This is a genomic window from Lactococcus sp. S47, from assembly GCF_016517475.1.
GTDB lineage: Bacteria > Bacillota > Bacilli > Lactobacillales > Streptococcaceae > Lactococcus > Lactococcus lactis.
This window is the reverse complement of sequence record NZ_JACVUB010000010.1, coordinates 36,323-52,000: the sequence shown is the minus strand read 5'-3', so window position 1 is coordinate 52,000 and position 15,678 is coordinate 36,323. Positions and strand designations below refer to the sequence as shown.

Below are 15,678 nucleotides of genomic sequence, written 5' to 3'. Positions count from 1 at the left end.
AAATCTAATTTCTTGAATAGGAATGAACCCAAAAGCACAGAACTAATCGTAAAACAAAAACTTACACTTTCATGTTATCATAGTTAATATGGAAAGTAAAGCAGAAAACCGTAAAAAAATATTACAAATGTTAAAAAAATTTTCAGACTACGAGAAAAGGCGTCAGAATAAGGATGTTTTAAAGCAGTTAACCGCTTCCTCAAAATGGAAATCTGCAAAAAAAATAGCGCTTTATATGTCAATGCCAATTGAATTTAATTTGACAGAACTTTTCGACCAATCTGACGACAAAGAAATTTTGATTCCTAAATGCTTACCTGAGCGTCAAATGATTTTTGCCAAGTATGATAAAGAAAATCTTGTTCGCTCAAAATTTGGCTTGCTTGAGCCAAAATCTGAAATTGCAGTTGAGCCTGATTTTATCCTTGTTCCAGGCTTAATTTGGAATGATGAGGGTTATCGAATCGGTTTTGGTGGTGGTTATTATGACCGGTATTTGGCTAATTTTGAGGGAACAACGGCCTCTGTACTTTATGATTTTCAAAAAATGGATTTTGAGGCGGAAAGCCATGACATCGCAGTACAAGAACTTTTTATAGGGAGAAAAAATAATGAATTTTAATGAAATTAAACGAGATTTTACACGTTATAAGGCAACTTATATCTTATCAATTATCACACTCTTAGTTTGGTTATGGCAATTTTTTACTTACGGAATATCGGCAACTTCAGCAATCAACTTGTTCAATAGTGGAGCCATACTTGGTCAAGTTATGCTGTTTGACCCAAGCCAAATGTGGCGTTTGTTTACGGCACTCTTTATCCATATTGGTTGGGCACACGTTTTATTAAATGTGGCGACGCTCTTTTTCATCGGTCGGCAAATTGAAAATGTTTTTGGTTGGCTACGTTTTACTCTGATTTATCTTTTGTCAGGAATTTTTGGTAATGCCATGGTTTTTCTTTTGACACCTAGAGTGGTTTCGGCAGGAGCATCTACTTCTATATTTGGCCTCTTTGCGGCAGTTGTTGGTTTAGCATTTTTTACAAAACATCCATTTTTACAACAAATCGGTCGAATGTTTACTGTGTTGATTGTTGCTAACTTGGTTATGAATCTCTTTTCTTTAGGAAATGTAAGCATTTGGGCACATATTGGCGGGGCAATTGGTGGACTGCTTTTGTCAGCAATTTTTGCTCCTAAGGCTTTCATTCCATCTATTCCCAAACAATACCGTATTTTTGCAACAGGCGCCTTTGTTATTCTCTTGGTTCTCTTTATCGGTTTACCATTTTTCAAGTAAAAATATGTTTTGCTTTTGAAAACATGAAAGTGCTTGCAAAGAATCTTTAATCTTGTTAGAATAAACTTAGTTAAAAAACTTGCTGAGGGAGAAAAAAAGATGAGAATTGATAAAATAGTTGATGCCCCGAGAGAATTTATCTTTGAAAAAATAATTGATTCGTGTCTATTTGACATTGAAAAAAATACAGGGAAACGTCCGAAAGTTAGAAGCTTAAATGGTTATGAATATAGTAAGAGCTTTGGGAAAAACCAAAGAGGAAGTATTAAAATTACAGAACTGACAGAACCAAGCATTTACGCTTTTACGACTAAAACAAATCGCAATACTTTTAGTACTCGCTGGGAATTGCATAAAATTGATGACCGAAGCACTCAGGTGGTCATTGAAGAGAACCAAACATCAAATGGTTTTATTCAAATGATTAACGACAAAGCCGTTGGTTTTTTCTTGGGACGTTTTAAAAAGCGCCAAATGGTTGCTGTTTTGGATAATGTCAATCGAGCTTACAATGGCGGTAGAGCAAGATAAGTAAAGTGTCAGACAATGAAAATTTTAAGACTTTCAAATTTACAAAGAAATAAGTTGTTTTCATGCGCTTTATTTTCAGTGATAAGCTAGGCGGAAAGATTATAATACTAAACTGAATTTTCAGTTTTACTGTTTGACTTTACTGACAGAATCAGCCTTGAATGATGATTTTGAATTGGAAAGAATTAAAAAGTACTGATTGCTCTTAAGAACAAGATACTGAAAGCTGTCAGTAATTTTGGGCTAAATATTTGGTCTCGAAGAAATTAAAATTTGGATTTGAAACAGCCGATTTTGGCTGTTTTTTTACTGGAAGATTAGAAAAATCAAAAAAGTAAACGTTAACAAAAATGTTTTCTTATTCCTACAGATTTGTGTTAAAATGAACTTATGAATGCGAATACAAAAAATAATAAAGAATTTTTAGATTTGGCAACTTATGCCTTTCATAAGCCTAAAACAAAGGAACGGGCAAAAGCTTTTGACAAATTACTTGAATTTTCAACTCCTTATGGCCACTACGAAAATCAAAAACTCACGTCAATGGTGATTGACTCACACTTTAATGTTTATTGGAAAAATCAAGAAGTCAAAACTTCTGGAATTGGTTATGTTGCCAGTTATCCTGAGTTTCGAGGCAATGGAGCCATTCGACAATTAATGACCAAAAGTTTGCGAGATAGTTATGAAAAAGGAGTGATTTTTTCATATTTAGCACCATTTTCATATGCTTTTTATGAAAAATTTGGTTATCATTATGCTTTTAATCAAAAACATTATCGACTAGCAGCTCAAGATTTTCCTAAAGGTAAGAGAAGTGCGGGCGAAATTAGTCGAGAAAAGTTTGAGTTTGATGATGAAAATGCTAGTGAATTTTCTGTCAGTAAAAATACAGCCCTTTTTAAAGTACTGACAGAAGTTCATCAAAAGGCTGATAATCAGGGCTCACTTATTCGCTCTCCAGAACTTTGGTCTTACTTTTTCAGTTTTAAATCACAACCTCACTGTGCGATTTATCGCGAAAATGGTAAGGCTTTGGGCTATCTTCTCTATGAATTTTCAGAAATGACATTTGTTATCAAAGAACTGATAACTTTGACTGACGAGGCAAAACAAGCATTTTATCGTTTTATTTCAAGCCATGCTGGTTCATTTTCGGAAATTAGTTGGCAAGCACCCTCAGATATTCTCCTTGAAGAAGAACTGACAGAGCCACAGCGAGCAGAAATTAAACTTGTTCCTTATATGCAGGCACGAATTGTTAACTTACAGGAATTTTTAAAAGTACACGGTCAGCCCGATTTTTCAGTTGAAATTACTGACGAAATTATTCCTGAAAACAATATTAGTCTCGGAGAAGGAAAAAGAGAAAAAATGACCATTGGCCAATTTACGGCAAAAATTTTAAAAGAGAATCAGGCGATTCTTCGTGAATATTTTTAAAAAAGTTACTGACAGCTTTGTCAGTAACTTTTTTGATAAAAATTAAAGAAATTAAAAAATTAGAATATTGTGGGAGGAGTAGTTTGTTTGTTACACTGATATTACTAACAAAAATTGGTATAGGTCAATTCGCCTTATTTTAAAGATTTTAACGAAAGAAAGCGTTAAACCTATCTAAAAATGAGAATTTATCGTTAATGTTTCAATTTAAGAAACATGTTTTTTTTAAGATGATATCGCTTGCAAAAATGAAATGAAAGCCTTATCATAGACTTAAGGTTTATTTCAGAAATAAAAAAAGGAAATAAACAAATAAGAAAAAGGAGAAAAAAATGGGAAAATTAGGGGTATCTATCTATCCAGAACGCTCAAATTTTGAGGCAGATAAAGCTTATCTTGATTTAGCGCATCAATATGGATTTAAGCGTGTCTTCACTTCTTTACTCGAAATTGATGGAGATAAAGAAGGGGTTCTTGCAGCTTTCAAAAAAGTTGTTGATTACGCCAATCAGTTAGGAATGGAAGTCATGGTGGATATCAATCCAGGTCTCTTTACACAACTTAACATTAGTTATGATGACCTCAGCTTTTTCCATGAAATGGGTGCAGATGGAGTTCGACTTGACATAGGATTCACAGGAGCCGAAGAAGCCAGAATGACCCGAAATCCTTACGGAATCAAAATTGAAATCAACATGAGTCAGGGAACAACCTATGTTGATTCAATAATGGATTACTCACCTGATACTGAAAAACTGTTGGGAAGTCACAATTTCTACCCACATCGTTACACAGGATTGGAATTTAACCATTATCTTAAATGTACAGAAAAATTCAAGGGCTATAATTTAAACACCATGGCCTTTGTCAATTCGCAAGCAGCAACATTTGGTCCTTGGCCAACTCAAGATGGCCTTTGTACTCTTGAAGACCACAGAAGCCTTGAAATTGCGACACAAGTTAAACATTACAAACTCCTCGGTGGAATTGATGATGTGACTATTGCCAATGCTTATGCGAGCGAAGAAGAACTTAAAGCGATGAGCCAAGCATTTAACGCAAGCATGCCTGAGATTAAAGTCGTTCCACGTGAAACAATCAGCGAAAATGAACGCAAATGTCTTTTTGAAGCGACACATAGCTACCGTGGTGATAAATCAGCTTATATGCTCCGTTCAACAATGACAAGAATCACTTATAAAGACCTTGAATTCCCCGCTCACGATACTGATAAAATTCAACGTGGCGATGTCATTATTGACAACGAAGGCTATGGTCAATATAAAGGTGAGACTCAAATCGCCTTACGTGAAATGGAAAATGATGGTCGAGTCAATGTCGTTGGACGTATCGCAGATGATGAATTATTCCTACTCGATTTCCTAAAACCATGGAGCTCATTTAAACTTATCGAGAGCAAAAAATAATCGATAATCTATGCCTGTCAGTACTGACAGAACCTTAATTATGTTCAAAAAGTTTTTTTGAAAGTTATTTATTATTATATTATAAAGGAGGAATTCCATGAACGGAATTACTGCGTGGATGGAGAAATATCTCGTCCCTGTTGCGGCAAAGATTGGGTCTCAAAAACACCTAGTTGCGCTGCGTGACTCATTTATCGGTATGTTGCCAGCAACACTTGCTGGTGCCTTAGCTGCCATGATTTCAGCTATCGTGACAACATTCCCGTCAGCTATCCAACAAATGATGTTGGGAGCAACAGCATTCTCAAAATTAGCACCAGAGAAAGTCTGGACACTTGCTAATACACCAATCATTGGTGATTTGAACAATATTTCAGCCCTTGTTAACCAAGGAACACTGACAGTTATTGGTCTTATCTTTGCCTTTTCTTGGGGTTACAATTTGGCCCGCGCTTACGGAGTCAATGACCTCGCTGGTGGTATCGTATCAGTTGCAACCTTATTTGCAGGTTTGCCAAACCAAATGGGTAAATTTACAGCAGCCCTTGGTACAGGTAAAGCTGGTGTAGCAGCAACTGACAAGCTTAATGGCGTTCTTGGTGATCAAGGACTTGCCGCTTGGAAACCACTCTTTGCCTCAGCTCACCTCGATGCTGGAGCTTACTTCACAGTTATTATTATGGGTGCCCTTGCAGTTATTATTTATGCAAAACTCATGCTTGCTGACATCACAATTAAGATGCCAGAATCAGTTCCACCTGCAGTAGCAAAAGCTTTCTTAGCAATCATTCCTACAATTGCAGCACTTTATATCGTTGGTCTAATCTACTACATTATTGGTAAATTGACAAATGACTCTGTCATTAACCTGATTACCCACTATATCGCAGAGCCATTCCAAATTCTGTCACAAAATATCTTCTCAGTACTGATTGTTACACTCTTTGTTTCAGTCTTCTGGTTCTTCGGTCTTCACGGACCAAACGTTTTGGCACCAGTACTCGATGGTATCTGGGGACCTCTTGGACTTAATAACCAAGCCCTCTACTTCCAAGTTCACTCACAAGGTATCCGTGACTTGATTGCTAAAGGTGCGGTTGATAAAGCACATGCCATTAATGGTGACTACGTTAACCTTTGGGTACGTGGTTCATGGGACGCCTTTGCATGGTTTGGTGGATCAGGTGGTACAATTACACTTGTTATTGCAATCATTCTCTTCTCTAAACGTAAAGACTACAAGATTGTTGGACGTCTCGGACTTGCACCTGGTATCTTCAACATCAACGAACCAGTCCTCTTCGGTCTGCCAGTTGTCTTGAATGCAATCTTCTTTATTCCATTTGCAGTCGCTCCATTGATTTCTGTAATCATTGCCTACACTGCAACAGCCCTTCACTTGGTTGACCCAGTTGTCAATGCTGTGCCATGGGTAACACCACCAATTATGAATGCCTTCATGGCAACCGGTTTTGACTGGCGGGCAATTGTCCTTACAATTATCAACTTGATCATTACCTTTGTTATCTGGGTACCATTCGTTATCGCAGCTAACAAGTTGGAAGAAACTGAACTCGACTAAATTTGAAATTAATGGTAGAGCAAGTAAGAAAACTTGCTCTACACATTTTTTGTTAAATCTGGTAAGATTTATAATATAAACCTTATCAGATGTGATAAAAAACACTCATAGAGGAGGAAATACTATGATACTCGTAAATTCTGCAATGATGCAAAAAGAAATTATTCAACTTTTAGAAGAAAATGGCTTTAAACATACAAAAAAACAAGGATTAAAACTTTTCTTTGAAACACCGACAGATGATGCAACGACTGACGCAGCAATGGCTAAACAGCTAATTAAAGGAAGCTCATTTGGAGCAGCTGTCTTCTTTAATGTGAGTGTTGTATGAGTACCTGGGGCATCGCTTTTATCAGTTTAGGTCTATTGCTTGTGGCTTATCATAACTGGCTTGGTTTAGCAATCGTTTTAATTGGCTTGGCAATGATTCTTATTGCACGCAGCCAAAAAAAGAAAGCCAACAAAATAGAAGCAGAAAATCAACAAGCACATAAAGATATAAAAATAAAATCAAGAAAATAAAGTTGTCTTTTAAGACAACTTTTTTAGGATAATCACGTAAAAATAAAAAAACAAATTCCAAAAGATAAAACAAAATAAAACGGTTACAAATGTTATAATATAGACTATAAACAAGTAATGGGGGAATAAAATGGAGCACAAAAAATTAAAAGCATTTCCAAATGATTTTCTATGGGGTTCAGCTTCGGCAGCCTATCAAGTTGAGGGAGCACCTTTTGAAGATGGCAAAAAAGCCAGTGTCTGGGATAATTTTGTCCGTATTCCAGGCAAGACTTTTAAAGGAACGAATGGGGATGTCGCTGTTGATCATTATCATCGCTATAAAGAAGATGTGGCTTTAATGAAAGAGTTGGGCCTTAAATCCTACCGTTTTTCAATTGCTTGGACGCGGATTTTACCTGACGGACGTGGCGAAGTCAATCAAGCAGGCTTGAAATTCTATGAAGATTTGATTGATGAGTTGATTGCTAATGAGATTGAACCAATTGTCACGATTTATCATTGGGATTTGCCCCAAGCCTTAGAAGATTTATATGGTGGTTGGGAATCACGAGAAATTATTGCAGATTTTGTTAACTATGCTGAAGTTTTGTTTAATGCTTTTAAAGGTAAAGTAAAATATTGGGTATCGCTTAATGAACAAAATATTTTTACAAGTCAAGGCTGGTCACTCGCGACTCACCCACCTGGAAAAAGAGATATGAAACTTTTTTATCAGGTCAATCATATTGCTAATCTGACAAATGCTGCGGTAATCAATAAATTTCATGAACTTGAAATGGATGGACAAATTGGCCCTTCGTTTGCCTATACGCCACAATATGCTAAGGATTCTGACCCACTCAATGTTTTAGCGGCTGAAAATGCAGAAGAGCTTTATAGTCACTTTTGGATGGATGTTTATCTTTACGGAGAATACCCAATTGCGGCAATGGCTTATTTACGTGAAAATGGGCTAGCACCTGAATTTGAAGCTGGGGATGCTGAACTTTTGAAATCAGCTAAACCTGATTTTCTAGGTATTAATTATTACCAGACAGCTACTAACGCATGGAATCCAGTTGACGGAGGAGTTGGAGTCGGTTCCTTTAATACAAGTGGTAAAAAAGGAACAACCAAAGAATCAGGAATTCCAGGCCTCCATAAAAAAATTCAAAATCCTTTTATTGACCGAACAAATTGGGATTGGGAAATTGACCCTGAAGGCCTGAGAATTGCACTTCGTCGTATCACTTCTCGTTATCGTATTCCAGTGATGATTACAGAAAATGGCTTGGGCGAATATGATAAAGTTGAAGACGGAAAAATTCATGATGATTATCGAATCAAATATCTAGAAAGTCATGTTAAAGCAATCAAAGAAGCGATGACGGATGGAGCAAAAGTCATTGGTTATCACACTTGGTCTTATACTGACCTCCTTTCTTGGTTAAATGGCTACCAAAAACGTTATGGCTTTGTCTATGTTGACCAAGATGAAACAATGGAAGGTTCATTGAAACGGATACCGAAGGATTCTTATTACTGGTATCAACATCTCATCGAAACAAATGCTGAAGAAGTCTAAATGAAAAGCGCTCTCTGAGTGCTTTTTTTATGATATAATAGAAAAAAACAAATGAGGTAAGAGATGAAAATTCGTGGATTTGAAGTGGTAACTAAATATAAAAATGCTGGAATTAATATACCAAAACGTTCAACTGAACATTCAGCAGGTTATGACATTGAAGCAGCTGAAACCGTTAGTTTTGCGCCAGGGGAAATTAAATTAATTCCAACAGGTTTGAAGGCCTATATGCAGTCAGATGAAGTACTTTATATGTATGACCGTTCATCAAATCCTCGTAAAAAAGGCTTGGTTTTAATCAATTCAGTAGGTGTTATTGACAAGGATTACTATAATAATCCTGATAATGAAGGGCATATGTTCATGCAAATGCGTAATTTCACTGATGAAGAAGTCGTAATTGAAAAAGGGGAGCGCGTGGTTCAGGGAGTCTTCATGCCTTTCTTGGTCGCTGATGGTGATGAAAATCAAGAAAAAGAAGAACGGACTGGTGGATTTGGGTCAACAGGAGCTTAATCCAAATTAAAGTAATTTAAGAAGCGCAATAGCGCTTTTTATTTTTGCGAACGGAAGCTTTTAAAGCCTATTCATATTACCTGTGTTATAAATCTTAAGTTTGTCCCAAGCAAACTGCTAGGGCATCTGTAGAATCTTTATTGCTCTGAGGAAGATACTATAGCAATCTTAAGTTTCACTTGCTTATAAATAGGCGAAAGCTAGTAAGACGAAATATTGTTTAGCCTTAGTAGCTATGCTATAATAGTATTATGAATAAACTGCGTATCCTCCATTTGAATGATTTACACTCTCACTTGGAACGTTTCCCTGTGATTGAGCGTTTTTTTGCGGAAAAATCACATGAAGAAGTTGAAAGTTTGTCTTTCGACTTGGGTGACAATGTGGATCGGGTTCATCCTTTGACGGAGGCAACAGAGGGACAATTTAATGTTGAATTGATGAATCGTTTAGATTTGACGGCGGCGACAATAGGTAATAATGAGGGCTTAGGACTGACACATGAGATGCTTTCTCATCTCTATGATGAAGCTAATTTTCCTGTTCTCTTGTCAAATTTGACGACAAATTTTGCACAATCTGAGCCTTTGATAGTCACGACTTCATTTGGCTTACGAATTGGATTAATTGGTTTGACAGCCCCTTATGTTCTTGCTTATCCACAGGCGGGCTGGGAATTGTCAGACCCTTTTGTGGTTTTAGATGAACTTTTACCAAAACTGGATTGTGATTTTACCATTTTACTTTCTCATTTGGGTAAGAATGTTGATGAGCAAATTGCGAAGGACTATGATGAGATTGACTTGATTATTGGAGCTCATACACATCATTTATTTGAACATGGTGCTCAAGTTAATCAAACCCTTCTTGCAGCTGCTGGACGCTACGGCGAATATGTGGGGCAAATTGATTTAACTTTTAATGAAAATAATCAATTAGTTGATGCACAAATTGAAGCTATAGCAACCAATACGCTTCCTCAAAGAAAATCGGATTTGGTAGAAACCAATGGTTGGGAACTGAGAGGGCATAAACTCTTAGAGGGAACAGTCGTTGCTGATTTACCTAAAGCCTTACCTAATGTTTTACCTGATTTCAAGGGAAGTCATTATTTGGCAAAAATCTTTGCGGATTATGGAAATACAAAACTTTGTCTCATGAATTCCGGTTTGTTGGTGACAGATGAATTACCAAATCATTTAACTTTAGATGATTTACATGAATTTTTACCCCATTCGATTCGTTTAGTTCGTTTCACATTTACAGGTGAAGAACTTAGACAAGTTTTGCTTGAAATTATGGATGTTTCGGATTTCCTTGCCACCCAAAAAATTCAAGGAATGGGTTTTCGTGGAAAAACATTTGGTTCTCTTATATTTCATGGGATTGAGCCACGCGAAGGTGATTTTTACATAAAAAATTCGGAAAATCAGTCACTTGAAAAAATTTCTGATGAAGAGAGTTATCAAATTGTTTTACCTGACCAATATTTGTTTGCTTGGTATTTCCCTTTATTGAAAAAATTGGGAAAATCAGAAATTTTATTCCCTTATTTCTTACGGGAAATTGTAGCAGAACATTTTAAAAATAAATAGAAATAGAAAAATTAATGGCTAAAGTAATAGACGAAAGTAAGTTAAATTATAATAAATATCCTGGCGAACATGTTATGGCAGTAGGGGAAGTTGTTCAAGTTGGACAACGAACTTTTCATATTGTTCATAATTATCGTGAGGCTTTTGATGCGGAAAAATTAGAACAACGTTTTTCTGATGTTTTAGATAAGTATGATTATATTGTGGGAGATTGGGGCTTTGAGCAATTACGTTTGAAGGGTTTTTTCTCAACCAGTCGTAGAAAAATGTTGGCAGACAATAAAATTGATCATCTTGAAGATTATGTCAATGAATATTGTAATTATGGTTGTGCTTATTTTGTTTTACGGCGGATTCGGACAAAAGATGAAGCTTTTGTTTCTGAGAAACTTTTTACCGAAAAAGAGTTGAAGCAAGGATTTGATAAGCCACGTCGTAAGAGAAATCGCAATCGAAATCGGGTGCGTGATGAGCAAAAAGTTAATGCTAAAGAAGACAAACGTTCAGAAAATTCATTAGAAGCTCGAAAAGATTTTAAAATTCGTGAAAAATCTACTGACAGAAAACCAAAAGTTACTGACAAAAATAAAAAAGTTTCTGTCAGTAAAAAATCTCAAGAGAGAAAAACAGACAATAAAAAACAAAATCCAGCTAAAGATTCTGATAAAAAATTTACAATGAAAAAACGGAATCCTCGTAAAAAAGTTGAGCAAACAGAGACTAAAAAGCAAGAGAATCAAGGCTTTGTCATTCGTAATCGTAAAAAGGATTGAGGATTTTGTAAAAGTTATTTGACGGTCAGCCAACTTGTCAAAGACTAAAAATTATCGTAGAATTAACATTTATGGACTTCTAAGTGATTTAGTTTTTCATAAATAAATGATAATAATTTAAATTGATTTTATGAGTGTATTCAAGGGATATGAAAAATTGCACGATTAAAATTTGAGATACTTAAGGGAAATAATGACAGAGAATATAATAACAGAAACGCGTCCTTCAATTTATGGATTGACACGTGACCAATTAATTGAATGGGCAATTGAAAATGGAGAAAAGAAATTCCGAGCAACTCAGGTTTGGGATTGGCTTTACCGTAAACGTGTTCAATCTTTTGAAGAAATGAGCAATTTATCAGCTGCTTTTATTGATAAACTTAACGAGCATTTTATTTTGAATCCATTAGAACAAGTTGTTGTTCAAGAATCTGCTGACGGAACAGTGAAATATCTATTTATGCTTCCTGACAAGATGATGATTGAAACAGTTTTGATGCGTCAATCTTATGGTTTGTCTGTTTGTGTTACAACTCAAGTAGGTTGTAATATGGGTTGTACTTTCTGTGCTTCTGGGATTTTGAAAAAAGAACGTGATGTGACTGCTGGGGAAATTGTCAGCCAAATCATGCTCGTTCAAAAATACTTTGATGAACGTGGTTTAGATGAACGTGTTTCACACGTGGTAGTTATGGGAATTGGTGAACCTTTTGATAATTACGAACATCTAATGAACTTCTTGCGTGTTATTAATGATGATAATGGGCTGGCAATTGGGGCCCGTCACATCACAGTTTCGACTTGTGGATTTATGCCAGCAAAAATTAAAGAATTTGCGCATGAAAATCTACAAATCAATTTAGCAATTTCACTTCATGCTCCAAATAATGAGTTGCGTACTTCATTGATGCGTATTACTCGTAACGCACCACTTGAAAAACTTTTTGAAGCGATTGACTATTACACAGAAACAACCAATCGACGTGTGACTTACGAATATATTATGCTTTCTGGTGAAAATGACAGCCCAGAAATTGCTCAACAATTGGCTGACTTAATAAAACCTAGAAATAAATTGTCTTATGTTAACTTGATTCCATACAATCCAGTTGCAGAACATATTAAATATGAACGTTCAACAAAAGATAATACGGCAAAATTTTATGATGTTTTGAAGAAAAATGGCATTAACTGTGTCGTTCGTCAAGAGCATGGAACAGATATTGATGCAGCTTGTGGACAATTACGTTCAAAACAAATTAAGAAAAATAAGGCCAAATTAGCCTAATAGAAAAACTGCTGGCCAGGCAGTTTTTTTATTTCCACTTTTGTCAGTAAAATATTTCGGAAATAACCTGTATTTAATAAAAAAAATAAATATAATGAATAAATATGCTATGCAAAAGTGACAAAAATTTGCTAAAATATAAACAAAGAAAAAACGGGTGTCTGCTCTACTAGACTTAGAAATTGATGCAAACAATTTCAGAGAAACTATTCAGCTACATCTCATAAGAGGAATAGAGGAGTATCATGGATTACGTAAAGCTCAATAAATCACGACACAAAGTAAAAAACTTTGACGGTAAAAAAATTCCCACAGTGGATGTTAAACAAATTATTTCTGCAGCAAGTTTAGCTCCTTCTGCCCACAATATTCAAAGTTGGCATTTTGTCATTGTAGAATCAGAAGAAAAAAGGGAAGCATTACTTTCTGAAGTTGATCCTGGCAATCACGAACAAATCAAACAAGCTGGTGCAGTCATCGTCCTCTTTAGCGATACAGATTTAGTTGAACGTTCTCGTGATATTGCTAGATTAGGAGCTGGAGAGTTGGATGATGAACAACTTCTGCGCTTCAATAGTCGTTATCCACAAATGTATGAAGGATTTGAAGAACTTCATGAAAGTAATTATCTTTCTATCAATATTGGTTTGGTTACAATGAATCTTGTTTTGGCTATTAAAAATTACGGTTATGAGAGCAACATCATCATGGGCTTTAATCGAACTCAAAAAGTGAATGAACTTTTAGAAGTTGAAAAACGTTATCGCCCAGAACTAATTATTCCGCTTGGAAATTCAGAAGACAAAGGAAAACCAAGTTACCGCCTACCTCAAAGTCAAATTATGGAAATTCGATAAAAAAGGAGTTCATCTGAACTTCTTTTTACTTATGAAAAAAAGCCATTATGTTCGCAACATTGGGTCTATTTTGCTAAAATGGAGTAAGATATTTGATAAGTCATTATCAAAAGAAATGAATGAATTATCGAGAGGAAAGAGAAAAAACATTGCTCACATTTTGGCAGGATTATCCCGAAATTCAGAATAAATTAAAGGATGTTCAAGCGCTCATGATTGAGCGTTTAAAAATTAATAATCAAGAGATAGAAGCAGCACTAGAGAAATTTGCATCACGTGGCGGGAAAATGGTTCGTCCTGCGCTTTTTTTGCTGTTCGCTGGGATTGTCCCTAATGGCTCTAAAGATGAAGAGAAGCTCATTAAAATCGCTGCATCATTAGAGATGCTTCATTCAGCAACATTGATTCACGATGATATTATCGACGACTCTCCTTTAAGACGTGGTTTACCGTCAATAGAGTCACAATTTGGCAAAGATGTAGCTGTTTATGCTGGAGATTTTGTTTATACTGTTTATTTTGAATTATTGATTGAAACCATGAATGGGACAAGTTTTGTCGCTAAAAATGCTCAATCAATGAAAAAAATTCTTCAGGGTGAATTGACTCAAATGCAATCTGCTTTTGACAAAGATAATACAGCGAGACGCTATATGAAAGCAATTAGCGGAAAAACAGCTGAATTACTGAGTCTTAGCTGTTTAGAAGGCGTTTATTTTGCTGGTGGGGATAAAAAATTACAACATTCTGCCCGTAAAATTGGTCGAGCAATTGGTCTTGCTTTTCAAGTTTATGATGACATTTTAAATTTTACAGTAGGACTTGATGAAGCTGATAAACCTATTTTGACAGATTTCCGTCAAGGGATTTATACATTACCTTTACTCTTGGCTCGTGAAGTAAATGATGAAGCGATTGCTCCTTATTTAGAAGCGCCAGAAAATTTGTCAAGACAAGAATGTTTAGATTTAGCAGAATTAGTGACAGAATCAGGTGGGATAGCAGGAGCGCTCCTTGTTGCTGGAAGATTAACAGAACTGGCTTTGAATGAAATTCGGAAATTACCAGAGTCGCCAAATCGGCAGATTTTAGAAGAAGCAACACAAATTTTATTGGAAAGAAATTATTGAAAACCTGTCACTGACAGGCTTTTTCATAGAAAATTTTACTGACAGCTATTAGAAAATTTTTCTGTCATTAACTTTTTTATCTCAAAATTTCTGTCAGTAACTTTTGAGATAAAGCTTTTAAAGCTAGTATTTCTCTAGTTTGATTTTAAAAGTTTTGATTTAAAATGTGATAAAATAAGAAATAGTTTTTATAGACGAATTGATAAATAAAAAGAGGAAATAATGAATTTTAAAATATTTGCTGAACTAATTGAATTGAAAGCTAAAACTGCTTCAATTTTTCCATTTTTACTAGGGCTTGCTTACTCGCTTTATCATTATCAGTCAGTCAATTTGTCAGCACTTGCCATTTATTTTGTGGCAATGTTTATGTTCAACTGTTTTGTTGATATTTGGGACAACTATAATGATTATCATAAAGCAGTAGATACAGATGATTATCAAAAAAATACAAATATTATCGGACGCGAGAACTTATCAATGGGACTCATCAAAAGTTTATTGGCCTTTTTCTTTTTTGGTAGTCTGATTTTAGGAATTATTGTCGCTTTAATGACTGGTTGGGCAGTCTTTTGGTTGGGACTACTCTGCTATGCTGTTGGAGTTTTCTATGCTGGAGGGCCAAAACCACTCTCATCACTTCCACTTGGGGAACTTTTATCAGGTTTGACAATGGGTTATGTCATTTTTCTGATTTGCCTTTATATCAATAGTTCTCAGAATTTTGTTTGGTCATTTGCGAATCTGGCAACAACTTTCTTGATTGCTTTACCTAATACATTATTGATTGCAAATCTGATGTTAGCCAATAACACCTGCGATTTAGAAGAAGATGAAGCCAATCACCGCTACACAATCGTGCATTATATTGGAAAAAAGGCAGCACTTATTTGGTGGACTACAGCTTTAATTTTGGCTTTTGTTGCCATTGTTGTTGCAGTAATTTTAGGATTACTTTCTCCAATTATGCTTTTAATTCTGTTAATTGCACCATTGATGATAAAATTTGCTCGACCATATTTGCAAAAACAAGTAAAAAAAGAAACATTTATTTCATCAGTTAAAATCTTAATGGTTTTTCAACTTGTACAAGTCCTACTATTCTTTGTTAGTTTAATTAAATTTTAAAAAAGAAAAACT

The 15,678-nt window shown here is 35.4% G+C and carries 16 protein-coding genes; all 16 read left to right on the top strand.

The annotated features are described in order from the left end of the window. Nucleotides 1-88: 88 nt before the first annotated feature. The 16 genes from IAE52_RS10145 to IAE52_RS10070 all read left to right on the top strand — a co-directional run bounded on the left by IAE52_RS10145 (nt 89) and on the right by IAE52_RS10070 (nt 15,666). Nucleotides 89-622 carry a 5-formyltetrahydrofolate cyclo-ligase gene (locus IAE52_RS10145; RefSeq protein WP_029344716.1) on the top strand — a complete coding sequence of 178 codons (534 nt, stop codon included), beginning with the start codon at nt 89-91 and terminating at the stop codon, nt 620-622. Further along, nucleotides 612-1,304, top strand: coding sequence for a rhomboid family intramembrane serine protease (locus IAE52_RS10140; protein ID WP_003129738.1), 693 nt, complete (start codon nt 612-614; stop codon nt 1,302-1,304). Before IAE52_RS10145 ends, IAE52_RS10140 begins: the two co-directional genes overlap by 11 nt. Nucleotides 1,305-1,403: 99 nt before the next feature. Further along, entirely contained in the window at nt 1,404-1,835 is a 432-nt protein-coding gene (locus tag IAE52_RS10135) for a DUF3284 domain-containing protein (protein ID WP_012897013.1), read from the top strand. 390 nt (nt 1,836-2,225) lie between these two features. Beyond that, the gene (eis, locus tag IAE52_RS10130) at nt 2,226-3,278 is read left to right on the top strand and encodes an enhanced intracellular survival protein Eis (protein WP_109990585.1); all 1,053 of its coding nucleotides are present in this window, start codon (nt 2,226-2,228) and stop codon (nt 3,276-3,278) included. Nucleotides 3,279-3,610: 332 nt separating this feature from the next. Further along, nucleotides 3,611-4,705, top strand: a complete 1,095-nt coding sequence (locus tag IAE52_RS10125) for a DUF871 domain-containing protein (RefSeq protein WP_010905172.1) — start codon at nt 3,611-3,613, stop codon at nt 4,703-4,705. A 97-nt stretch (nt 4,706-4,802) separates the two neighbouring features. Further along, on the top strand, nt 4,803-6,287 hold the full coding sequence (locus IAE52_RS10120; RefSeq protein WP_012897016.1) for a PTS sugar transporter subunit IIC: 1,485 nt from the start codon (nt 4,803-4,805) through the stop codon (nt 6,285-6,287). A 124-nt stretch (nt 6,288-6,411) separates the two neighbouring features. Next, complete coding sequence (locus IAE52_RS10115; protein ID WP_010905174.1) at nt 6,412-6,618, top strand: hypothetical protein; 207 nt, start codon at nt 6,412-6,414, stop codon at nt 6,616-6,618. Then, nucleotides 6,615-6,809 (top strand): hypothetical protein, encoded by a 195-nt coding sequence (locus IAE52_RS10110; protein ID WP_012897017.1) that lies wholly within the window; start codon nt 6,615-6,617, stop codon nt 6,807-6,809. The genes IAE52_RS10115 and IAE52_RS10110 overlap by 4 nt, the downstream gene beginning before the upstream one ends. A gap of 130 nt (nt 6,810-6,939) precedes the next feature. Further along, nucleotides 6,940-8,376 (top strand): glycoside hydrolase family 1 protein, encoded by a 1,437-nt coding sequence (locus IAE52_RS10105; protein WP_010905175.1) that lies wholly within the window; start codon nt 6,940-6,942, stop codon nt 8,374-8,376. 63 nt (nt 8,377-8,439) lie between these two features. Further along, the gene (locus IAE52_RS10100) at nt 8,440-8,892 is read left to right on the top strand and encodes a dUTP diphosphatase (RefSeq protein WP_003129749.1); all 453 of its coding nucleotides are present in this window, start codon (nt 8,440-8,442) and stop codon (nt 8,890-8,892) included. 251 nt (nt 8,893-9,143) lie between these two features. Next, complete coding sequence (locus IAE52_RS10095) at nt 9,144-10,487, top strand: bifunctional UDP-sugar hydrolase/5'-nucleotidase (protein ID WP_033899152.1); 1,344 nt, start codon at nt 9,144-9,146, stop codon at nt 10,485-10,487. 14 nt (nt 10,488-10,501) lie between these two features. Beyond that, nucleotides 10,502-11,260, top strand: a complete 759-nt coding sequence (locus IAE52_RS10090) for a YutD family protein (RefSeq protein ID WP_012897022.1) — start codon at nt 10,502-10,504, stop codon at nt 11,258-11,260. Between the two features lie 193 nt (nt 11,261-11,453). Continuing rightward, complete coding sequence (rlmN, locus tag IAE52_RS10085; protein WP_012897023.1) at nt 11,454-12,551, top strand: 23S rRNA (adenine(2503)-C(2))-methyltransferase RlmN; 1,098 nt, start codon at nt 11,454-11,456, stop codon at nt 12,549-12,551. A 245-nt stretch (nt 12,552-12,796) separates the two neighbouring features. Further along, nucleotides 12,797-13,408, top strand: a complete 612-nt coding sequence (locus tag IAE52_RS10080; protein ID WP_003129755.1) for a nitroreductase family protein — start codon at nt 12,797-12,799, stop codon at nt 13,406-13,408. Between the two features lie 149 nt (nt 13,409-13,557). Further along, entirely contained in the window at nt 13,558-14,538 is a 981-nt protein-coding gene (locus IAE52_RS10075; RefSeq protein WP_109991403.1) for a polyprenyl synthetase family protein, read from the top strand. A 222-nt stretch (nt 14,539-14,760) separates the two neighbouring features. After that, a complete protein-coding gene (locus IAE52_RS10070; protein WP_003129757.1) occupies nt 14,761-15,666 on the top strand; it encodes a prenyltransferase in 906 nt (301 codons plus the stop codon). Nucleotides 15,667-15,678: the final 12 nt, after the last annotated feature.